This is a genomic window from Paenibacillus sp. FSL R5-0407 (assembly GCF_038009185.1).
GTDB classification, from domain to species: Bacteria; Bacillota; Bacilli; order Paenibacillales; family Paenibacillaceae; genus Fontibacillus; species Fontibacillus vini.
In genome coordinates this window covers 3274055-3297125 of record NZ_JBBPAX010000001.1, presented here as the reverse complement: position 1 = coordinate 3297125, position 23071 = coordinate 3274055, and the positions used below count along the sequence as shown (strand labels likewise).

20 protein-coding genes are annotated in these 23071 nt (G+C 53.6%); all 20 read left to right on the top strand.

Annotated features, from left to right (window positions below; all coding sequences use genetic code 11):
- On the top strand, positions 1 to 1140 hold the full coding sequence (locus tag NYE70_RS15755) for a GerAB/ArcD/ProY family transporter (protein WP_341046818.1): 1140 nt from the start codon (positions 1 to 3) through the stop codon (positions 1138 to 1140).
- Positions 1141 to 1543: 403 nt separating this feature from the next.
- A complete protein-coding gene (locus NYE70_RS15750) occupies positions 1544 to 1933 on the top strand; it encodes a Fur family transcriptional regulator (RefSeq protein ID WP_211022718.1) in 390 nt (129 codons plus the stop codon).
- Entirely contained in the window at positions 1915 to 2730 is an 816-nt protein-coding gene (locus tag NYE70_RS15745) for a winged helix-turn-helix domain-containing protein (protein ID WP_244861351.1), read from the top strand. Before NYE70_RS15750 ends, NYE70_RS15745 begins: the two co-directional genes overlap by 19 nt.
- 218 nt (positions 2731 to 2948) lie before the next feature.
- Entirely contained in the window at positions 2949 to 4199 is a 1251-nt protein-coding gene (locus NYE70_RS15740) for a methyl-accepting chemotaxis protein (protein ID WP_290405468.1), read from the top strand.
- Positions 4200 to 4276: 77 nt separating this feature from the next.
- The gene (locus NYE70_RS15735; RefSeq protein WP_290405469.1) at positions 4277 to 5140 is read left to right on the top strand and encodes a uroporphyrinogen-III synthase; all 864 of its coding nucleotides are present in this window, start codon (positions 4277 to 4279) and stop codon (positions 5138 to 5140) included.
- An 84-nt stretch (positions 5141 to 5224) separates the two neighbouring features.
- Positions 5225 to 5533, top strand: a complete 309-nt coding sequence (locus NYE70_RS15730) for a phasin family protein (RefSeq protein WP_211022715.1) — start codon at positions 5225 to 5227, stop codon at positions 5531 to 5533.
- A 3-nt stretch (positions 5534 to 5536) separates the two neighbouring features.
- A complete protein-coding gene (locus NYE70_RS15725; RefSeq protein WP_211022714.1) occupies positions 5537 to 7207 on the top strand; it encodes an ABC1 kinase family protein in 1671 nt (556 codons plus the stop codon).
- Positions 7208 to 7468: 261 nt separating this feature from the next.
- Positions 7469 to 7693, top strand: a complete 225-nt coding sequence (locus tag NYE70_RS15720; RefSeq protein ID WP_341046817.1) for a hypothetical protein — start codon at positions 7469 to 7471, stop codon at positions 7691 to 7693.
- 54 nt (positions 7694 to 7747) lie between these two features.
- Positions 7748 to 9166: a DEAD/DEAH box helicase gene (locus NYE70_RS15715; protein ID WP_341046816.1), complete on the top strand. Its 1419-nt coding sequence runs from the start codon at positions 7748 to 7750 to the stop codon at positions 9164 to 9166.
- A 146-nt stretch (positions 9167 to 9312) separates the two neighbouring features.
- Positions 9313 to 10239: a M15 family metallopeptidase gene (locus NYE70_RS15710; RefSeq protein ID WP_341046814.1), complete on the top strand. Its 927-nt coding sequence runs from the start codon at positions 9313 to 9315 to the stop codon at positions 10237 to 10239.
- A 93-nt stretch (positions 10240 to 10332) separates the two neighbouring features.
- Positions 10333 to 10686 carry a DUF3243 domain-containing protein gene (locus tag NYE70_RS15705; RefSeq protein WP_341046812.1) on the top strand — a complete coding sequence of 118 codons (354 nt, stop codon included), beginning with the start codon at positions 10333 to 10335 and terminating at the stop codon, positions 10684 to 10686.
- A 168-nt stretch (positions 10687 to 10854) separates the two neighbouring features.
- Positions 10855 to 11712 carry an ABC transporter ATP-binding protein gene (locus NYE70_RS15700; protein WP_211022712.1) on the top strand — a complete coding sequence of 286 codons (858 nt, stop codon included), beginning with the start codon at positions 10855 to 10857 and terminating at the stop codon, positions 11710 to 11712.
- Between the two features lie 217 nt (positions 11713 to 11929).
- On the top strand, positions 11930 to 12739 hold the full coding sequence (locus NYE70_RS15695) for a (2Fe-2S)-binding protein (protein ID WP_211022711.1): 810 nt from the start codon (positions 11930 to 11932) through the stop codon (positions 12737 to 12739).
- Positions 12740 to 12781: 42 nt separating this feature from the next.
- On the top strand, positions 12782 to 13831 hold the full coding sequence (locus tag NYE70_RS15690; RefSeq protein WP_244861353.1) for an ABC transporter substrate-binding protein: 1050 nt from the start codon (positions 12782 to 12784) through the stop codon (positions 13829 to 13831).
- Positions 13828 to 15918 carry an iron ABC transporter permease gene (locus NYE70_RS15685; RefSeq protein ID WP_341046810.1) on the top strand — a complete coding sequence of 697 codons (2091 nt, stop codon included), beginning with the start codon at positions 13828 to 13830 and terminating at the stop codon, positions 15916 to 15918. The genes NYE70_RS15690 and NYE70_RS15685 overlap by 4 nt, the downstream gene beginning before the upstream one ends.
- A 450-nt stretch (positions 15919 to 16368) precedes the next feature.
- A complete protein-coding gene (locus tag NYE70_RS15680; protein ID WP_341046809.1) occupies positions 16369 to 17730 on the top strand; it encodes an FAD-dependent oxidoreductase in 1362 nt (453 codons plus the stop codon).
- 210 nt (positions 17731 to 17940) lie between these two features.
- A complete protein-coding gene (locus NYE70_RS15675; protein ID WP_341046807.1) occupies positions 17941 to 18840 on the top strand; it encodes a formate/nitrite transporter family protein in 900 nt (299 codons plus the stop codon).
- A gap of 190 nt (positions 18841 to 19030) precedes the next feature.
- Positions 19031 to 21097 (top strand): molybdopterin-containing oxidoreductase family protein, encoded by a 2067-nt coding sequence (locus NYE70_RS15670; protein ID WP_341046806.1) that lies wholly within the window; start codon positions 19031 to 19033, stop codon positions 21095 to 21097.
- A gap of 171 nt (positions 21098 to 21268) precedes the next feature.
- Positions 21269 to 22492 carry an MFS transporter gene (locus NYE70_RS15665; protein ID WP_211022706.1) on the top strand — a complete coding sequence of 408 codons (1224 nt, stop codon included), beginning with the start codon at positions 21269 to 21271 and terminating at the stop codon, positions 22490 to 22492.
- 47 nt (positions 22493 to 22539) lie between these two features.
- Positions 22540 to 23037 carry a GNAT family N-acetyltransferase gene (locus NYE70_RS15660; protein WP_211022705.1) on the top strand — a complete coding sequence of 166 codons (498 nt, stop codon included), beginning with the start codon at positions 22540 to 22542 and terminating at the stop codon, positions 23035 to 23037.
- Positions 23038 to 23071: the final 34 nt, after the last annotated feature.

The window sequence follows — 23071 nt, the reverse complement described above, 5'->3', positions numbered from 1 at the left end:
ATGGACAAGACAAGAATCAGCTCTTTACAATTTTTTTCGTTGATGGTGCTGTTTCAGATGGGGACTGCGCTGGTCGTAAACGTGGGGATATTGGCCGGCAGGGATGCCTGGCTGGCTATTCTGGTCGGTATGGCTGCCGGAAGCTTGCTGTTTGCCGTTTATGCCAATCTGAATAAGCTGTTTCCGGACATGCAGCCCACTTCTTATTGCAAAGTGCTTCTCGGAAAATACCTCGGAACGGCGGTCGGCATCGCTTATGTGGTGTTTTTTCTGCATAAGGCTTCCCGGGATTTGATGGATGGGGGATTACTGGTTCTGGCTTCTGCGCTGAAGGAGACCCCGCTCATGATTATCAACTTATTGATGATTCTGACGGTAGCCTATGCGCTTCATAAAGGAGTCGAGATCCTGGCTCGTACGGCATTCATATTTTTGATTGTCGTCATGGTGATCGGGGCTTTTATCGTACTGGTGGTCTTTTTTTCGGATATTATGAATCTCAATCGGTTGCGACCGATTCTTGGCGGAGGAGTCAGGGATGTATTTGTGTCCGTGTACCGTCAAAATTATCAATTTCCGTTTGCGGAGGTCATCTGCTTCGTAACTGTCATGCCGTCGTTAAGCAACAAAAAAGGGGGGGTGAAGGCAGGGTATCTTGCGATCCTATTATCGGGACTGACCCTCTCGGGTGCCATAGCGTCTACGATTGCTGTGCTCGGCGTCGATATAACCGAAAGGTCGGTCTTCCCTTTATTGACGATGATCGGGAAAGCCTCCATTGCGGACTTCATACAGCGCACCGATATTCTGGTGGTCATGATCCTGATTATCGGCGTATTTTTCAAAATAAGCTTGTTTTATTATGCGGCGGTCATCGGAATGTCGGATATTTTCAAGATCCCGTACAGGAAGCTGCTGTATCCGGTTGCTGTAGTCATTTTGCTATTTTCCCTGATGATTTCCCGCTCTTTCAGCGATCATCTGACCAAGGGAGGAGAAGTTCTGTACAGAGTGGATCCTGTATTCTTTGTCGTTATTCCTTTGATCCTGTTTCTTGCCGGCTTTGTTTATAAGTTTCGCTTAAAAAGGCAGGGTCGGAGCGTGGCTCAGAGTCGGGAAGGTGACCGGAATCCGAATTAGAACCTGTGTTTGAGTTAAAATCGGAAGAATGATCGGCCTGGGCATGACTGCTCCTTTTGCTCATGAATTTACGGTGAAGATCCGGTACGATCATGAATATGATCAAGGTCGCCAGCGTTAATTTTTGGGTTAAGGTCACCATGCCATAGTTAAAGTTCTTCCAGAAAGTATACCAGGGCTGCCCGAGCAAAACGTCCACAAAGATCGCATAGACAAGGCCAAGCGATAAGAATATTAGGGTGACCAGGTATTTTTTGATCAGCAACGGAACCCCCTCCTTTTTTTTAGTATGAAAAAATAAACGCCTTAACATGCAAGCCTACATTGAAGAAGTAAAATTGACTATTCATGAATTAAGACTTATACTAAGTCTAAAATAGTCATTAAAGGAATGATCCAATATATGAAATCCTTAAATTTGACGACCCAGCGCAAAGCCGTTTATGACGTCGTTCGGAATGCCGACGATCACCCGACTGCGGCTGAGGTCATGAACAGACTGGTTGAGCAAGGCTACAATTTTGCATATGGAACGGTATATAATTCACTTCGATATTTGGCGGACAAAGAAATGATCCGCGAATTGAAGCTCGGCGAGGCGGCCAGCCGCTACGATGCCAAGCTGGATGATCATCAGCATATTTTGTGTGAAGTGTGCGGACGGGTGGACGAGGTGATGTCCCAGGTGCCCGAGGAATGGAGCAGTACGGTTGCCAAAGAAACCGGGTATGACGTGCATCATGCCCATGTCGTATTCGGGGGGGTGTGTCCATCGTGTCGGCAGAAGAAGTGAAGACCCGGGGGCGCGTTCAAGCTGGAACTGTAACCCCGTTCAGACGGCCGGAGGAAAGCGGCAAGGATGTCCTGGACCATTTCGACGGCCGGGAAATGTGTCCGGTAACGCAGCGGGTAATTCTGGTCAGTCCGTTTCCCGGAGGAATTCACGAACTGGTTCGCGATTTGTCCGAGGACTGCTTCGACGTCCTGGTGTTCCATCATTGGGAGCAAGGAATTCGCAACGCACAAACGGCGGACCTGCTGATTTTCGACCTGACTCCGTTTCAAGATCCGGAGGAAGCGGCTCTCGTGAAATCGCTGGTACAGGATGCGGGCAATGTTCCGTCTCTGCTGCTGGTTAATGAGACACTCCTTCCGAAGCTGGATCAAGGAATGATGAATCAAGAGCTTCTCGTATGGCCGGCGCGTCCGGGAGAGATTAACTATCATGCCCAGCGCATTATCCGCAACGGAGGCCAACGGACGCCGGCATCGCGTCTGATGACCGGGACTTCTCCGGCAATCTTCAAGGATCTGTGGATCGATCGCAACAAAATGGCCGTATACCGCAGCGGGGCCAAGATCGGACTGACCAAGACCGAATATGAACTGCTGGTAAAATTGCTGGAACGGGAAGGCTCCGTTCTATCGCGGGAGGAACTGCTTACGGAAGTATGGGGAACCTCGTTCCTGGGCGGCAGCAATATCGTTGACGTTCACATTAAGAGCTTGCGAAAGAAACTCGGAGACCGCGCGGTAAACTCGATATATATTGCAACCGTAAGAGGGGTAGGTTACCGTTTGGCGGATTGAGAACAAGCGGCGGGGTTCGTGCGGATAGGCAATGTTATGATGAAAATACAAAAGGGCTGTCCCAAAAGCATGCGGCTTGGGGGCGGCTCTTCATTTTTATTAAAGCTGATACATATCCTAGTTTTTGGGGATTACGCGGGTCCACTCTAAAGGAAATGAAGCCGAAGATGTCGAAATAGGTAAACTTGTAAAGATTTTTGAAGAGGGGATCTGTATTCATGAAAAAACGCGTCAGAATCACCTTGCTAGTGTCTACTGTTGTTGCCGCCCTGGTTCCGATTTTACTGGAGTTTCTGATTTCGAGTGAGATGGAAGGAAGGACCTTGATCATTGCAGGCGTTTCGCTGGTAGTAGCGGCAGCGGCGGCCTGGTTTGCGATCCGCAGCATCGCTGTTCCGCTGGACCGGTTGGGCGAATCAACCCGGATAATCAGTCAGGGAGATTTAACGAAACGGGTCGATGGGTTAAACAGATCGGATGAAATCGGCATTCTTAGTAATCATGTGCAGCGAATGGTCGATAATTTGAACGATATGATCACCAGCGTACACGAAACAACGAACCGGGTATCCGCTTCGGCGCAACAGCTCTCTGCCGGTGCGGGGCAAACGACGAGAGCGATTCAGGACGTCACCGTTGCGATTCAGGAAATGGCGGCAGGCAGCGAGCAGCAAATGAATAATATCGAAACCGGCATTAGGGGCGTAGAGGAGATGTCCAGTCAGGCCGTTGTCATTTCCGAGCATATTCGGACATTTACAGAAACCATGGAGCGGACGACGGCGGTCGCTGAGGAGGGGAATTCCTCCGTAATCAGCGTCGTTGAGAAAATAGAGCACATCCAGCATACCGTCGAAGAGCTGGGAACCGTAATCGAAACGTTAAGCGAGCTTACGGAGAATATCGGAGGCATCGTAGAGGTGATCACGGGGATCGCCAAGCAGACGAATATGTTGGCTTTGAACGCTTCCATCGAAGCGGCCAGAGCCGGGGAACAAGGAAAGGGCTTTGCCGTTGTGGCCTCGGAAGTGCGCAAGCTGGCTGAGGGGTCGGAAAAGTCGGCCCACCAAATCGAAGAATTGATCGGCAGCATCCAGTCGGAGGTCCGCCGTGCGCAGAATTCGATGGAGAACGCCAAGCAAGGCGTGGAAGAAGGAATTATCGCAGTGGATACGTCCGGCCGTTCCTTTTCGCGGATCCGCAAAGCGGTCCGGGGAACCGCCGATAAGATTGAGGGCGTGCTGGCATCGTCTCAGGAATTGGCTGCCGGCGCCGGAAAAGTTACCGAATCGATAAGCGGCATACGCGTCGTAGCCGAAGAGTCGGCCGGAAACACACAAACCATTTCGGCGGCGGCCGAGGAGCAGCTTGCCTCCATTGATGAAATCGCCTCTTCCTCAGCGGAATTGTCCCGGATGGCCGTAAAGCTTCAGGAACTGGTCGGGAAATTCAAGGTGCAGAAGCTCTAGATTGACTTAAGTTGGCGAAGGCTTAATCGGGAAGAGACAGAAAGAGGCCGCGAGAGACCTTGAATAGGAGGGAATACATGGCACGAAGATTGGAAGGGAAAAGAGTGGCCATCACCGGCCCGCGCCGCTCGGAAGAGCTCGGTAAACTGGTCGAAAATATGGGAGGCATTCCTTTATACAGACCCGCCCAGGGGACCGTGCTGTTGGAGGATCTGGATTTGAGGAACGGCCTCGTTGCCTGGGCCTCCCATCCGCCGGATTGGTCGATATTTACGACCGGGATGGGAATCGACGCGCTGTTCGATATGGCCGAGGACATGGGAGTTGCCGAGGATTGGCGGAATATCCTTCAGAACAGCAGCATTGCCGCGAGAGGATACAAGACGGCAAATGTACTGAAGAAGCGTGGGCTTACCCCGATTGTAAGGGATGACGACGGCAGCACTGAAGGGCTGATTCGCGGTTTGGCGGAACATGATTTCCAAGGGAAGGACGTTATCTTACAGCTTCATGGCGATCCTGCCCCCAGACTGGTATCCTGGCTTGAAGAGCAGGGGGCTTCTTGCAGACAAATTCTTCCGTACCGGCATATCGCTCCGCCGCGCGAGGAACTTGATCTGTTGCTTGCGGACCTAATCGGAGGGCGGCTGGATGCCGTGACGTTTACGAGCGGCCCGCAGGTCCGGTTTCTGATGGAGCATGCAGCTGGCAAGGGAAAACGGGAAGCCTTGATGGAGGCGCTGCAGGGCCCTGTCATCGCTGTGGCGGTCGGCAAAGTCACAGCGCAAGGCTTGTTTGAAGCGGGAGTTCCCCGTGTGGTAGCTCCGCGCGAGGAGCGGATGGGCAGCATGATGGTGGAGCTGGCCAAATACTATGCTGGAGAGACGGAACCCCTGACAGGTGAGAGAAAACCTGCTCCGGACGAGAAAATCGGTGAGTAGGTAGTATTTGGCGGAACCATGGGTATTACTATGGTAAGGGCTATGCTTTTCGATCACATGAATGTACGGGAAAGGATGTTTAGCATGAGCGATTTGTTAAAGAAGGCCATCTCATTGGGGTGGGGACTTACGATTGTCAGCAAAGAAAAGGTGGAAAGCCTTGTCGATGATTTAGTCAAACGCGGCGAGCTCGCGCCTTCGGAATCCAAACAGCTTGTGGAGCGTCTGATCGATAAAGGGGCGGAAGAACAGAACCGCTTCAAGGAATTAGTGAACGAACAAGTAAAATCCGTACTGCAATCCATGGGCCTTGCTTCGGCCAAGGAAATGGAAGAACTGGCCAGGCGGGTGGCCGAACTGGAAATTAAGCTCGCCGAGCTGCAGCAGCCGTAAGCCATGGGCATCCGTGTCCGGCATTCCGGCCGTTATCGTGAGATCGCCATGGCGCTGATGCGCCATGGCTTCGGCTATATGGCCGAAGAAATCGGGCTGAATCGGCTTTTCGCCGTGCCGCTCCGCTGGATTCACAAGACCGAGGTGGGCAGCCTCTCCTTGGGAGAGAGGATTCGGCTTGTGCTTGAAGAGCTTGGCCCGACGTTCGTCAAGCTGGGCCAGCTCGCCAGCACCCGTTCGGATCTGCTTCCGGAGCCGATTATCGCCGAGCTCGTGAAGCTTCAGGATCAGGTGCCGCCGTTTTCGGGCGAGGAGTCCCTCGCTATCATCGAGCAGGAATTCGGGATGCCGGCTGCCGAACTGCTGGCCCAATTCGAAGAAGTACCTATAGCCGCGGCGTCGATCGGACAGGTCCATAAAGGGCAGCTTGTTACCGGCGAGGTTGTAGCCATAAAAATTCAGCGCCCCGGCGTGGTGCCCCAGGTCGAACGGGACTTGGATATTCTTAAGAACCTGACGGGTGCAGCCCAAAAGCACTGGCCTTGGGTCAACCGGTATCAAATTCCGCAAATGGTGGAAGAGTTCTCCCGGTCGATCACGGCCGAATTGGATTACAGCATCGAGGGCCGGAATATGGAGAAGATCCGTAGGCAATTTAAGGACAGCGAAGAGGTCTGCATTCCCGGAGTCCATTGGTATTGCTCCACGTCCAAAGTTTTGACGATGGATTATGTGGAGGGCATTCATTTGAACCGGATGACCGAGCTTCGGAAGGGCGGGTTCGACACTAAGGAGATCGCCGAGCGATTGGTGAACGCCATGTTCGAGCAGATTTTTGAGGGCGGACACTTTCATGCGGATCCGCATCCCGGCAACCTGCTCGCAACCCGGGACGGGAAGCTGGCCTTTATCGACTTCGGCATGATCGGACGCTTAAGCCCCGAGATGCGGGATCATCTTTCCTCGCTCGTGATCGCCTTGATGCGGCGCAGCAATGAGGGAATGCTCCGGGCCATCCTGCGGATGGGACTGCTGGAAGATACGCGCGATTTGAACGCTTTACGCACGGACCTTGAACGGCTTCATGATCGCTACTATGATATTCCGTTTTCGGAAATCAGCATCGGAGAAGCGCTGAACGACCTGTTTGCAACCGCACAGCGGCACCGGATTGTTTTGCCGCCGGATTTGCTTCTGCTCGGCAAGGCGCTGCTCACTCTGGAAGGCGTGGCGATCAGTCTGGACCCGCAGCTGCGCATTCTCGATTTGGCGGAGCCTTATGGCAAGAAGCTGCTGCGGGAGAAATTCGGCAGCCGCCGCCTGGGGAAACAGCTCATCGGCGGGGCCGTCGACTTTGCGGAAGCGCTGACGGGTTTTCCCCAGCAGGTGAACCGCCTGTTCACTTTGCTCGGCAAGGGCAAAGTGAAGATGGAGATGAGCGTGCCGGAAATGGAGCATTTCCTGAAGAAGCTCGACCAAATCGGAAACCGGCTCTCCTTCAGCATTGTTCTATTGGCATTCAGCATTATTATGGTCGGACTTATTATCGGCTCCTCCTTAACCCGAATGCCCACCGTGCTGTGGAACATCCCTGCTATCGAAATCGGTTTTGTGGTCGCTTTTCTGATGGTCATTTGGCTGCTGTATTCCATCTTCCGTTCGGGGAGGTTTTGACGGGCCAAGTCTAAATTGCCGGTACGCCTGAAGGCTGCCGGCTTTTTTTGACATTCCCCTACTTCTCCGATTTTTTTAACGAACCTGAGGAACGCTATTTCGTGATAATTTACTGTTTGTTTAGGCTAACGAATCTGAGGATTCTTATTTGAAGATTTTGACCCTTTTTTGGCTGGAAATTGAAGAATAACGTGTACTGAGTTCGTTAAAATCTAAATTTACTAGTTTTCGATCGGATAAGGCTTCCTAGGTTCGTTAGAATTGGAGGGACTTGGAGGACTTGGAGGACTTGGAGGACTTGGAGGACTTGGAGGACTTGGAGAGGGGCTATATTTCTTCGGTCTCATGTGGGATTTGGCGGACAGAGGCCAGGTTCTTCGTTATCCCGATGAAAACTTAAAAGGTAGCCGGATTTTCGGGACAATCTCTGTTACAATAAAAAGGCCCGCTTTTAGAATTAGGAAGACAAGGGAAAAATGTGGCTAATCCAATGCCGGGCTAATAACTAATGAGGTGAACTTTTTGACAACTTTTCAGAAAATGGGTCTATCGACGGCCGTTTTACAAATATTGCAGGGACAAGGGATCGTGAATCCCACTCCGGTACAGGAAAAGGCTATTCCTGAGCTGCTTGCGGGGGAGGATGTCATCGTCCAGGCCCAAACGGGCACCGGAAAAACATTGGCGTTCTTGCTGCCGATCATGGAGAAAATCCGGACGGACCGTCCGGATGCGCAGGCGCTGATCATTACGCCGACGCGCGAGCTTGCGATTCAGATTACCGCGGAAGCGCGGAAACTGGCGGCAGCCCGCGAAGGCATGTCCGTGCTGGCCGCTTACGGCGGGCAGGACGTGGAGCGGCAGCTCCGCAAGCTGCAGAACGGGACGCAGCTCGTCATCGGTACGCCGGGCCGGCTATTGGACCATTTGCGCCGGGGCTCGCTGACGCTCGGCTCTGTCCGTATGCTGGTGCTGGACGAAGCGGATCAGATGCTGCATATGGGATTTTTGGCCGAGGTGGAGGAAATTATCCGCCTTGTTCCGCGCAGCCGTCAAACGATGCTGTTCTCGGCAACCATGCCCGATAACGTAAAACGTTTGGCCAAGACGTATATGCAGCAGCCCCGCGATATCCGGATCGCCGAAACCTCCCGCGTGACGCTGGACAGCATCCGGCAAATTGTCGTGGAATGCACGGACCGGAACAAGCAAGAGGCGTTGATCACGATGATCCGGCAGCACCGTCCGTATCTGGCGGTAATTTTCTGCCGTACGAAACGGCGGGCAAGCACGCTGAATGAAGCGTTGCAAGAGGCGGGCTTTGCTTCGGACGAGCTCCACGGCGACCTGTCGCAGTCGAAGCGCGAACAGGTGATGCGCGCATTCCGCGACGCCAAGCTGGAATTGCTGGTGGCGACCGATGTAGCGGCCCGAGGCATCGACGTCGAGGGCGTCACGCACGTGTTTAACTACGACATTCCGCAGGATGTCGATAGTTACATCCACCGGATCGGCCGGACGGGCCGGGCCGGGGAGAAGGGCATCGCCGTGACGTTTGCGGCGGTGAAGGATGTGGAAGCGCTCCGGAACATCGAGCGCGGTATTGCCCGCCGCCTGGAACGGCAGCGGTACGAGAAGAGCGGCGTGTCCGCCGTAGGCGGCAGCGGCAAGCCTGCAGGCGCCGGGCAGGGACGTTCCGCCGAGGAAGGACAGGAGCGCAGCCGGAAGGGCAGCGGATTCGGCGGCCGGAACGGCCAGGGCCAAGGGCAAGGCAGCGGACGCGGCGGATCCTCGGGCCGGGGGAAACCGGGAACCGGCGGCGCAGCAAGAGGCGGACGCAGCCAGGACGGCGGCGCGAAGCGCGGCTCCAGGAATGCATCCGGCAGCGGGCGCGGCGGACGTGATCAGAGCCCCGGAGGCAGACGCGGCCGGAATGAGGGTGGCCGTCGCGGGCGGTAATCGCCCGGGGTCGACCGCTAATTTAGAATGAAAAGGCAGCCGCCCGTTCTTTGAGAATGGGGGCGCCTTTTAGATACGATTACCAGCAACTAAAACGTCCGCAGAGGCGTCATGTATAGAAACACACACAATGGGGGGAAATCATAATGAAGCTTCGGACGGGTTGGGGAGCGACAACGACGGCTGTCGTCCTTGTGATGGCTGCCGTTTTATTTACTGGATGCGGCAAAGATAAGCCGGCGGATACTGAACCATTGAATCAGACACCGGGAACCGAACTGAATGATGCAGGGAATACAGGTGCAAATGAAGGTGCTAATGGCGGGTCCGGCAGCGGAACCGATGGCAATACCGATAATGGGGCTAATGGCGAGACCAACACTGGAGCGGATCAGGGAGATACTTCCGCAGCAGGTGGAGGGACAGATTCCGGTACGGCAGAAGAAGGGAACGGAGCAAAGCCGGATGCAAGTCAGTCCGCAGCGGCCGATGCCGACAGCGTGGCCGTGCTGGTGAACAAGGAATTCGCCTTGCCGGAGGATCATAAGCCTGGCGATCTCGTCTATCCGGACGTTCGCTTCACCTTTAAAGAGAAGATCGAGAAACGCATGATGCGCAAAGAGGCCGCTTCGGCTTTGGAGAAATTGTTTGAAGGCGCGGAGAGCGACGGAATTTACTTGGCCGGCGTTTCGGCGTATCGGTCCCATAGCACGCAGACATCGCTTTTCAACCGTTACGTAAAAAAGGACGGATTGGAAAAGGCCAAAACCTACAGCGCGGTGCCAGGGCATAGCGAGCATGAAACCGGCTTGGCCATCGACGTGTCGGGCAGCGACGGCAAATGCGCCGCGGAGGATTGCTTCGGCGATACCGAGGAAGCGAAGTGGCTGGCGGAGCATGCATCGGAATATGGCTTCATTATTCGTTATCCCGAAGGTAAAGACGATATTACCGGCTACAAATACGAGCCATGGCATCTTCGTTATGTAGGCAAGGAAATTGCATCGGATATCGCCGAACGGGATATTACGCTGGAAGAGTATTACGATGCCGTGCCGGTAGCCAATCCTTAAGCGATCAAAACGGTTAGAACGACGGATTGATTCACGATCCTGCGTGCGGGTTATGTACTAACGAACTCTATATCTCAGAAGGAGGCGTTATGCATGTCCGAACATAACCATGTTGTAAACAAGGAAGGCCAGACAGCGCTGGGAAGAGTGGATGCGGCGTTAGACCGGATGGATGATAAGGCAAAGGATGAAATTCTGGAGAGTTTCGATACTTTTAAAAATTATTTGGGTTTACGGGTCGAGCTCGCGGAAAATATCGGCTTGAGCGAGGAGACGATGGCAAAAGCGGCTGAGCGGATCGGCAATTATCTGGCAGCCAAAGAGGAGCCTCGCAACCGGGAAGAGAAGCTGCTCCAGGAATTGTGGAAGGCCGGGAATTCGGAGCAACAGCATGCGCTGGCGCATATGTTGGTGGGGCTGGCTCAGAACGCCCACGAAAACAAATGAATTTAAACTTAGTAAAGGGGCGCCTGTCAAGGCGCCTCTTTGTCGTCTTCGGTCATAAATTCCTGTTGACAAGTGATAATGATTATCAGTATCTTTAGAAAGTAGAGAAGATTACGGAAATCTTTTTTGGACCTCATTTTCAGGTCATATACGGAAAGGAAGATGGTCATGGCGTCATTGAAGACCTCCCATTTGGATATAGCGTATGAGGACCGGTTGATTGTCCAGGATTTGAATATATCGATCCCCCAAGGGAAAATTACGGCTTTGGTAGGTGCGAACGGGTCGGGGAAATCGACGATTTTAAAAACGATGGCCCGGATTTTGCAGCCTAAGGGAGGAAGCGTACTGCTTGACGGCAAGTCGATTCATAAGCAGTCCACCCGGGAAGTTGCCAAGCAGCTCGCGATATTGCCGCAAAACCCGACCGCACCGGAAGGGCTTTCGGTGTACGAATTGATTTCATATGGCCGTTTTCCGCATCAAAAAGGGTTTGGCGGATTAAAAGAGCAAGACCGCAAGATCATCGAATGGGCGATTGAGGCAACGCGGATGAATGAGTTCAGTGACCGCGCTCTGGAGCAACTGTCGGGCGGACAACGCCAGCGGGCCTGGATTGCAATGGCATTGGCCCAGGAAACCGATATTTTGTTCCTCGATGAACCGACCACTTTCCTGGATATGGCTCATCAGTTGGAAGTGCTGCAGCTGCTTGAGGAACTGAATGCCGAGTCTCAACGGACCATTGTTATGGTCGTTCACGATTTGAATCACGCGGCCAGATACGCCCATCATATGATTGCGATTAAGAAGGGGCAGGCGGTTGCCGTCGGAGCACCGGAAGAGGTTGTTACTTCCGAAGTGCTGCGCGAAGTGTTCGGCATCGAAGCGGATATCGTGACCGATCCGCGCAGCGGGGTGCCGCTTTGTCTTCCGTACGAGTTATACCGCGCAGCTACAGAAGGCAAGGTCCGGCCCGGTAAGAAGGATGATTCGGCCAATAATAAGGTGGTTTCGTTCCTGTAGAGGTTGTTCAAAAAGTCATCTTTCCACGACGAAGTAGATCAGGATGAGGATTCGGCATCGAATCTTGAATTCAGCCGGGCCTTCCGTTGCTCACGTACCTAATGTACGCTCCGCTACTCAGTCCCTAACTTCATCCAACCTTCTTGGTCCTGAAAACTTACTTTTTGAACACGCATTTATAGGGAAAGTTACCGGCAGAAGTACAGGAGGCGTAGTGATGGATATTGATTTTGGGCTGCTTGATCGGGCGCTCTCCATAGTAACCGAAGAAAGGGCGGATGCCCTGTTTACGATACCGGCGGAACGCCTGCCGGATCGTGAACAGGCGGAGCGGCTGCTCGAGGTTTACCGGGAGCAGATTAAAGGGAAAGACATCCAGGTTGCAGCCACCTATTATGCAGCTTGTTGGCGAGTCGTTCCGGCCGCCCTGCTTTATATGGTTGCGGGGTGCGACGGTGGCGTAGATTTTTCGCTTAAAAATCTCACTATTCAAATTGGCATAGTGAATGATTATCCCCGGTTTTTCTTCGTGATCAAGGATTCCGCTAAGAATGCTTGGCCGACGGGGGATATAAGCGAATGGCGTGAGGAAGTGCTGGGAGCTTTCATCCGGGATACGCTCCGCCCGGTTATGGAAACGGCATCAGCCATCTCGGGGCTTCCGGTGGCGCAATTATGGGGACAAATGCCGCTCGGCGTGGAGTTTTACCTGGATTATTTGGGCAAGCAGATGGGCGACCCTTCCGTGACTGAACCGTTTAAGGAGCAGTACGCCTTTTTTTCGAGAGTCCTTGATGCCCAATGGTTCGGTTTGAAACGAAATCCGTTCGATTTGAAAGAAACTTGGATCGAGGATCCTTATCGGCCCGGTGAGATGACTCGAATGAAACCGACCTGCTGTCTGGCCTACCGGACGGATTCAGGACACGGGTATTGTTACGGCTGTCCAAAACTGTCGAAGGCAGACCGGGAAGCCAAGCGCAAAGAACTGGTAGCTGCGATGGCAGCGAAGGAGAAGGCGACGTAGGTGGAGTTAAGGCTTTATTTTTACATAATGGGGGAGTTAAGGATGAGAAAAATGAAAATGCTAAAGATGATGGCTTCCGTAATTTGCATTTGCCTGGTTTTGGCGGCGTGCGGAAATGCGAAAAACAACAATAACCCGGCACCTGCCGGTAACGGGGAAAATGCAGGGAATACGGCGGAACAATCTCAAAATGCGGCCAACTCGGGACAGCAGGCAGACGGTGTGCGTTCATTCAAGCATGCGCTTGGTACTGCGGATGTTGAAGGGACTCCGACACGGATTGTAGCCTTGGAATATACGTATGCCGAGGATTTGATCGCATTGGGAGTTCAGCCTGTAGGCGTAGCCGATGTGAAGGGATACCAAGCCTGGGTGAATACTACGCCTGGACTGGATGCGAACGTGCAGGACGTGGGAACCCGTCAGGAGCCGAACCTGGAAGCGATTATGGCGCTGGATCCGGATCTGATTCTTACTTCCGATTTCCGGGCAAAGGACATTTACGACAAACTGGCGGATATCGCGCCGACGATTGCTTTTTCGCCTTATCAGGATGAGAACGGCGTGGATCAGTATCAGGAAATGATCGATACGTTCAATACGATTGCGGATGCGGTGGGCAAACAGGAAGAAGCTAAACAAGTGCTGGCCGGATTGGACGAGACTTACAAGGCAGCGGCCGAGAAGTTGAAATCCGCAGGCAAGGAAAATGCGGAGTTTACGCTGGTACAAGCATTCAGTAACCAAAATTCGCCGGTATTCCGTATTTTTACGGATAACTCGATGGCCGTGAAGATTTTGAATAAAATCGGGCTTCAAAATGCAAATAAGGAACCGGCCTATGAAGTATACGGCTATTCGGAGAAATCCGTGGAGGCTTTCCCGGCGCTTCAGGACTCGAACTTTTTGTACATCGTGCAGGATGACGACAATGTGTTTGAAACGCACTTGAAGGAAAACCAAGTTTGGAAAAACCTGAATTTCGTAAAAGAGAACCGCACCTATGCGTTAGGAGGAGACTCGTGGGTGTTCGGCGGACCGTTATCGGCAAAAACCCTCGTGGATAAAGCCGTGTCCGTGCTGGCGCCATGAGTACGGGTCTCATTTCGGCTAACGCGAATGCCGGAACTCGTTCGAAGCGAACCTCCCGGGGTTCGCTTCTTCTTGTATTCGGAGCCGGTCCGCTAATTCTGCTGCTGCTCCTGTGCGTGCAGATCACGCAAGGTACGGCGGGCATTTCGCTGTCTTTGATCCGGGAGGCATTATTCCATCCGACGCTGGATGATCCGTTGCAGCAGATCGTGCGCGGGGTGAGACTGCCCCGGGCGCTGATTGGTGCGCTTGCAGGAGCGGCATTATCCGTGGCAGGCGTACTTCTTCAAACGCTGACCCGCAATCCGCTGGCCTCCGCCGGAACGCTTGGCATTAACGCCGGAGCTTATTTGGCCGTGGTGGCGGGTACGATCTTTTTTCCGTCGCTGATTAGCGGATTCCCGTTGTTGACGGCGATGGCGGGCGGGCTTCTTGCGGGAGCCGTCGTGTTCCTGATGGCCGGACGGAAACGGAGCGCGCCCGTACGCCTGGCTTTGGGCGGCATGTCGCTTACGCTGGTGCTCTCCTCGTTGACAGGCACGCTTCAACTGTTGTTTGAAAATGAAACCGCAGGCCTGTTCCTTTGGGGCTCCGGTTCTTTGATCCAAAATGATTGGCATAACGTGGCGGCAATCTGGCCGTGGGTGCTGGGCGGCTTGCTGCTGTCGGTCCTGTTCAGCCGGAATCTCGACATTCTATTGATGGATGAAGATGTCGGCAAGTCGCTCGGCCAGCGGATCGGATTAACCCGGACGGTCAGTGTGCTGACGGCCGTATTGCTGGCCGCGGTGACGGTAAGTGCGGTGGGGCCGATTGGCTTCGTCGGTCTCATTGCGCCGCATTTGCTGCGGCTGATGGGCCTGCACCGCCACCGCCTGCTCATCCCCGGCGCAGTCCTTTGGGGAGCGATCGTGCTAGTGGCGGCCGATCTGGCCGTGCTGTTGCTGGAGCCGGCGTTCGGGCTGCTGCCGGCCGGCTCCGCCACGGCGGCGCTCGGCGCGCCGTGGCTCATTTGGCTCGTGTACCGCATGAAGCCGTCGCGCGGCGAGGTGCAGGGTGCTTCCTCCGGCATGGGCGCGGGCTTCCGGCGCGTCCTGCCGTATCCCGCCCTGCTGGCGGGATCGGGGCTCCTGCTGCTGCTCGCGCTGGGCGCCGGCCTCGTCTTCGGCGGCACAACGGTGCCGCTGCATGACGTCTGGGCCGCTTTGACGGGCGAGGCCAGCAAGATCACCAGGTATATGGTGATCGAGACCCGGCTGCCTCGCCTGTTGGTGGCGGCCCTTGCCGGCGCCTCACTCGCCGCGAGCGGCACGCTGCTGCAGGGCGTCGTGCGCAACCCGCTCGCCGATCCTTCGGTGATCGGCGTCACGTCCGGCGCCGGGCTGGGCGCGCTCGTCTTCCTGATTCTGCTGCCGCAGTTACCGAGCTCGGTCGTGCCGGTCGCCGCCTTTCTTGGCGCCATCGCTGCAGCGCTCGTAATCTTCGCGATCAGCCGCAAGGGCGGCATGCAGCCCGCGAAGGTCGCGTTGATCGGCATGGCGGTCTCGGCCTTCGGCTCGGCCGGCATCCAGGCGCTCGTCGTCAAGGCGCAGCTTCGCGTCGCCTCGGCGCTGACCTGGCTGTCGGGCAGCACCTACGCCCGCGGTTGGGACGACCTCGGCTGGCTGTTCGCCTGGCCGCTCGTGCTGCTGCCGCTCGCCTGGTGGCTGGCCCGCCGCCTTGATCTGCTCGCCCTGGGCGACGCCTCGGCGATCAACCTCGGCGTCTCCGCCGAGCGGACGCGCATGCTCGGCGGCCTGCTTGGCGCGGCGCTCGCCGCTTCGGCCGTCGCGACGGTCGGCACCGTCGGCTTCGTCGGCCTGCTGGCGCCGCATGCGGCCCGGCTGCTCGTGCCGAACTCGAATCGCAAGCTGACCTTGCTCTCGGCCCTGCTCGGGGCCGTGTTCCTGGTGCTTGCGGATATCGTCGGCCGCGTGCTGCTCGCGCCAAAAGAAATTCCGTCCGGCTTGGTCGTGGCTTTGCTCGGCGCGCCGTACTTCCTGTGGCTGATGCGGACAGCCGGCGCGCGGTCCGCTTCCTCCAAATAAACCTGAGAACCGTTCGGCTTCGGCCGAGCGGTTTTTTGCGTTCGTCAACCGAATGAAATGAAATAAATACAAAGTTCAACTCATGATATCGGGTAAAGCTAGAAATAATAATAAACCTGAGCCAATGAACAGCCAATAAACCACCATTAAACTTAGTAAGCCCCCTAATTGTGCGCCTCAGAAGGACAAAACGTTAAAATGTCCGTTTAAAAGGTGGACAAAGGGACCATATCATCAGCCAGCCCTCCAAAAATATTTAAAATTGTGAATATTTTTTGAAATGGCGGTTTGCTACTTGCAATGTGAAAAATGTCACACTATAATAAGAGTATCAGGTGAAAAAATTCACAATCACAACAAATTTAAAGTGACTAATTTCACAAATAATACCCCTAACGATTACAAACTTATTAAATAAAACAATACAGGGGATTCGAGGAGGAAGAAATCATGAAAGTAGCAGTTATCGGATGTACTCACGCAGGAACAGCAGCCATTGTAAATACAGCAAAGCTTTATCCGGAGGCGGAAATTACGGTATACGAGCGCAATGACAACATCTCCTTCCTGTCGTGCGGCATTGCTTTATATGTCGGCGGCATGGTGAAAGACCCGCAAGGCCTGTTCTATTCGTCGCCGGCACAATTGGCTGAACTGGGCGTGAACACGAAGATGCGCCATGAGGTAACTGCGGTGGATACGGCGGCAAAAACGCTGAAGGCCCGCAACCTGGAGACCGGCGAAGAGTTGACTGATACATTCGATAAGTTGATCGTGACGACAGGCTCGTGGCCGATCATTCCGAAGTTCGAAGGCATCGAGCTGGAGAACATTCTGCTCTCGAAAAACTTCAATCATTCGAACACCATTATCGAAAAGGCCGAGCAAGCTAAAAACATCGTTGTGGTTGGCGCAGGCTATATCGGAGTAGAGCTGGTCGAAGCGTTCCAACTGAACGGCAAGCAGGTGACTTTGATCGATGCGGAAGACCGTATCTTGAGCAAGTATCTGGATGCCGAGTATACGGATAAAATCGAAGCATCGCTCCGTGAGCATGGAATTACTCTTGCCTTGGGCGAGAAAGTGACGAAATTCACAGGTGAGCACGGCAAAGTGGGCCAGGTAGTAACGGACCGCGGTCAGTACGATGCGGATCTGGTCATTATGTGCATCGGGTTCCGTCCGAATACGGACCTGTTGAAAGGGCAAGTTGACATGCTCGGGAACGGCGCGATCATCGTGGATGAATATATGCGGACCAGTACGCCGGACGTTTATGCGGCAGGCGACAGCTGCGCGGTGTTCTACAACCCGACCAAGAAGCATGCCTATATTCCACTCGCTACCAACGCTGTCCGGATGGGAACTTTGGTCGCCCGTAATCTGGTGGCCCCAACGGTTAGATATATGGGGACTCAAGGAACCTCGGGTATCAAAATCTACGAGGATAATATTGCAGGAACCGGGATGACGGAAACGGCCGCTAAAGATGCCGGTATTGAAGCGGAAGCGGTCATGATTACGGATAACTATCGTCCTGAATTTATGCCGACCCATGAGCCGGTAATGCTGAAAGTAGTCTATGAAAAAGAAACCAGACGCATTCTGGGCGCTCAAATCATGTCGAAGGTCGATTTGACGCAGTCGATCAATACGATTTCGGTTTGCATCCAAAACGGCATGAAGATGGAAGAGCTGGCGTTCGTCGACTTCTTCTTCCAGCCTCATTACAACAAGCCTTGGAACTTCTTGAACAGCGCAGGCCTTGGCGCACTGCCGGAAGTACCGGTAAGAGAAACAGTTCAGGCGTAACACCGGACAACAGAATTAACCCCATTCCAGACTATCTCCCGCCAGCAGAATTATCATTCTGCCGGCTTTTTCTTTTTTACATATTTGTGTGAAATTCTTCACTTTATGAGGCCGTGTCGTGACTTATGTTACTTAAGGATTGAAATACCCAAGTTACAATTAAGGCGGAGTAGGAGAGTTTACAAACATAGTCCTAAAGGAGAATGAATCATGGCTTACAATAAACCTGATCAAATTGCGAAAGTGACGGTCGAAATGGGCATCAAGAAGGCGCACAATCCTTTGCTGACGGTTTTGATTCTTGGGTTTTTAGGCGGGGCCTTTATCGCCCTCGGATTTTTGCTGGATATTCGCGTTATAGCCGGCGCTCCGAAAGAATGGGGCAGCATCGCTTCTTTTATCGGCGCAGCGGTATTCCCGATCGGTCTGATCCTGGTGCTTCTCGCCGGTGGAGAGCTACTAACAGGAAACATGATGGCCGTGCCGTTATCGCGGCTGGCGAAACGGATTACGACGGGTGAGATGTGCAAAAACCTGCTCCTCATCACTATAAGTAACTTTGTAGGCGCGTTGTTCGTCGCTTACTTTTTCGGACATGTCGTAGGGCTGACCTCCAGCGGCGTATACCTGGATAAACTGGTTGATATGGCCGGGCATAAGCTGGATGACAGCTTTTTGCAGGCTTTCATATCGGGGATCGGCTGTAACTGGCTCGTGGCCCTTGCCGTATGGCTGTCTTATGGTGCAGATAATATGAGCGGGAAAATTCTCGGGATCTGGTTCCCGACGATGGCTTTCGTTGCAATCGGGTTTCAGCACGTCGTAGCAAATATGTTCCTGATTCCGGCTGCCATCTTTGAAGGCTACTTCTCCTGGGGAGATTACTTCAGAAATTTTGTTCCGGTATGGTTGGGGAACCTCGTGGGCGGCGCATTGTTTGTTGCCGGTGCTTACTGGACGGCCTATTTAAAAGACAACGGTGCAGGAACGACATTAACGGGAAAACAGGTAAATTCGGCCAATGTATCGAATAATGGACCAACCAATGTACCAGCCAATGCTTCGGCTAATGCTTCGGCCCCATCTTCCGGTCCGATGCTCTTTCCTTAAGCAGCAGGCTCAAGGCTGTAACTTCATAGTAATATACTTCGGTATTAAACGGTCTAAAGGCTGCGTCTTCGTTCGCGAAGAGCGGCCTTTTTCGTCTTACACGTTGTCGGAAAGACGGCGGCTCCACCTTGCCTGTAGACAAGGATTGGGCTTTTTTCTACAATTACTTAGATAGGGAGGGAAGCTCGCAATGATTCATGAAGAGAACGGAATATTTCCCGCGGTGTGTCCGCTTGATTGCCCGGATACCTGCGGTTTACTGCTGCATAAAGAGAACGGAAAGATCGTGAAGGTGACGGGAAATCCCGACCATCCGATTACGCAGGGAGCGATCTGCAATAAGGTGCGTAATATGGCTGAGCGGGTCTATCATCCTGAACGGGTGCTGTACCCTATGAAGCGCATCGGCGCTAAGGGAGAGGGGAAATTCGAACGGATTACCTGGGATGAAGCCATAGCTGAAATCGCAGGGCGATTTCAGGAACTGACCCGAGAGCATGGTCCCGAATCGATCCTGCCGTACAACTTTTACGGAAATATGGGGATTCTTAGCGTCGAGGGAATGGACCGGCGATTCTTCAACCGGTTGGGCGCATCCAAACTGCAGCGTGCGATCTGCACGGCTGCGGGGAGTGCCGGCTGGGAATACACGATGGGCTTTGGCGGCGGTACCAGCCCGGAAGAAACGTTGAAGGCAAAGCTGATTATTGTGTGGGGCGGCAATATCGTCAGCACGAATATGCACCAGGTCGCCCTGATTGAAAAGGCCCGGAAGCAGGGGGCGAAGCTCGTAGTCATCGACGTTCACCGCAACCGTACCGGCCAAAGAGCCGATTGGTTCATCCCGCTATATCCCGGGACGGACAGTGCGTTGGCGCTAGGTATGATGCATGTGCTGTTTGCGCGGGGATTGGTGAACGAAGAGTTCCTTGAACGGTATACCTTGGGTCATGAGGAGCTTCGCGAGCATGTGAAAACCTATACGCCACTTCATGTTTCGGCGATTACGGGGGTTCCTGCCGAGGATATCGAAGCCCTCGCAATCATGTATGCGGAGACTTCGCCCGCTTATATTCATATGGGCAACGGGCTTCAACACCATGATAATGGCGGAATGGCGATCCGTACGATTAGCTGCCTGCCGGCTTTGACCGGGCAGTGGCTCGTTCCGGGCGGCGGAGCGTTCAAGTCGAACGGCGCTTACGCCAATATGAATTCGGATGCGTTGGAGCGCCCGGACTTAAGGTCGGATGCCCAGGTCCGCACCATCAATATGAACCGCATCGGGGAGGCGTTGCTCACGCTTGATCCGCCGATCCGTTCGCTGTTTGTTTACTGCTCGAACCCGGCTGTGGTGGCGCCGGATACGGGCAAGGTCGAACAGGGCTTGCGCAGGGAAGATCTATTCACAGTAGTTCATGATTTATTCCTGACCGATACGGCCAAATATGCGGACATCGTGCTGCCGGCGACATCGTCTTTTGAAAATACGGATTTGTATGTTTCTTATTGGCATCATTATGTCCAGCTTCAGGAACCGGTCATTCCGGTTCAGGGAGAGAGCAAAAGCAATGTGGAAGTGTTCCGGCTGCTGGCCGCGGCTATGGGCTTCGGGGAAGAGGCGTTTCAGGAGACGGAAGAGGAGATGATCCGGCAAGCGCTGAATTATCCGGACAATCCTTATCTGGAGGGGATCTCTCTGGAAGGCTTGCAGGAGAACCGGGCGATGAAGCTGAACATGGCGCATCAGCAGAGATATCTGGATGCTCTGACGACGCCTTCGGGGAAGATCGAGCTATACTCAGCCCGGATGGCGGACGCCGGACTTCCGCCGCTCCCGACATACATCCCGCTTTACGAGGGATATGACGGAGTAAATCGTCCTGGAGAGGGTAGTCCATATCCGCTGATGTTCGTATCGCCGCCGAATCACAGCTTTCTGAATTCCACCTTCGGCAATGTCGAGAAGCTAACGACGCTGGAGAAAAGCCCACTGCTGCAAATTCACCCGCAGGATGCGGCCGCGCGCGGCATTGAAGACGGCGATGATGTTATCGTCTGGAACGACCGGGGCAGCTATCAGATCAAAGCAAACATAACCGACAAAATGCTGCCGGGCACGGTAGTCAGCCAAGGTCTATGGTGGGGGCGGGACGGGCAGCGTCGCCGCGCCAATGCCCTTACGCCGGACCGGCTCGCCGACATGGGCGGAGGGGCTGTCTTTTTCTCGACCGTTGTTGATGTAAAGCGTCAATAAATGTGCTTGCGAAATCCGGACTATTTAGGCGATACTATGGTAATCTGGGCTGCAAATACTTGCAATCACTATAAAAAGTGACGGTAACAGGGGGCCGAATCGGGCTCCCTTTGTTATTTTCTTGTACATAATTATAGGGATAAAGGCTTGGCAGAGGGGAGAGAAAGTGGAATGAAATGGTTGCAGGCGTATCCGAAGGAAATCAAAATTTTCCTTGTCGCCAGTCTGATTAGCTCAGCCGGAGGATCTCTGATGTGGCCTTTGATTACGATGTTCGTATTCAAGGTGCTGGGCAGGAGCGGGGCCGATGCCGGTCTGGTCATCCTGGTTATGTCGCTGGGAGGGATCGCGGGACAAATTCTCGGCGGCTCGTTATATCATAAATTGGGCGTAAAAAGGCTGATCGTCGGCGGCGTGGGGATGAACGCGCTTTTCCTTCTGCTGTTGCCTCTGGGGAGCGGAAATTGGTCTCTGTTTATGCTGCTGATGGGATTGATCGGGTTCTTTAACGCGATGTCTATGCCTGCTATTCAGGCATTTATCGGCTTCCGTTTTGCGGAGCGCCGGGGAGAATTATTTAATGTTATCTATGTAGCCAACAATATCGGCGTTGCCCTGGGGACGGGGCTCAGCGGATTTTTGGCGCGGATTTCCTATGATATGAGCTTTATTATGAACGGGGTGACGTCGGCGGCATTTGCTATTTTCTTCTGGTTTTATTTGAACAAAGTTCAAAAAAACGAGGGCGACCTGCAGATGGAAAAGAAACGCAAAAGCACGTCGGAAGGCCAGAATACTTGGAAATTGTTAAGCCGCTATAACGTTTATCTGTTTATGGGCATTGGCTCCTTCTTCCTTTGGTTGGGTAACTGCATCTGGAACAATGGGGTATCGCCGTTTACGCTTTCCAAAGGGATGCCGGAGTGGAATTATAGTATTTTATGGACACTAAACGGGGTGCTGATATTCGTCGGCCAGCCGTTTATTTTGTGGATCAAACGGACGTTTGCCGAATCGGCGGAAGCGCAATTAACGGCTAGCGCAATCTTTTATATGCTGGGATATGTAGCGATTCTCGGCTTCCGTTCATATCCTGGCATGGTGTTTGCGATGGTGCTGACCACCTTTGGAGAAATGCTTATCTCACCGGCCATTCCATCGTTTATTTCGGATCGGACAGGCAAGTCGGCGCCGTTCTATCTAGGCGTTGTCGGCGGGATGGGTGCCGCGGGAAGGGTCGTCGGCCCGTACGCCATGGGCGTCCTGTTCGATTGGAATGGACTTGTCCCGGTGGCTTGGCTGGCTGTGGCGATCTCGATGTTGGCGGTAGGAGCTTTTTTGATTCACGCTTACAAGAACCGCGATGCAAAAGGCGAGCTTTATCGTACGGTATAATTTAACTTTTTGGGGTATAATCGAAATCATATGTTGGAGGTGCAAGCATGTCAGAATCACTCTGGATCCGTCTGTCGCAAATGGGTGATGCGGGGGCGTTAATGGAGATCGACTCCCTCACTTGGGACGAGCATTCCACGCCGGCACAGCGCCTCGTATGGAGCTCCCGGGAGCAATATTTGCAGAAATGTCCGCCGGGAAGCCAGCTCGTCGCCGGTATCGGAGAGGAAATTTGCGGGTGTTTGGGATTTGACCACCCGACTCCCTTGGAGAGCAATCGTCATGTTTATGAACTTAATATCGCCATTCATCCCGCATACCAGAGACGCGGCGTGGGCCATAAGCTGATGGAGGCCGTCAAGCAGCTCGCCGCCGAACGGGGAGTTCGCAAGCTGTCCTTGCGCGTTCTGGCAAGCAATCCCGGAGCGGTCGCCTTTTACCGGAGCTGCGGGTTTGAGGAGCAGGGCCGTTTGGTTGAAGAGTTTTACTTGGGCGGACAGTATGTCGATGATATTTTGATGTGGTGTCCTGTTGAACATTCGTAAAGATATCGGTATATTTATAAGAAGAAAATTCGGA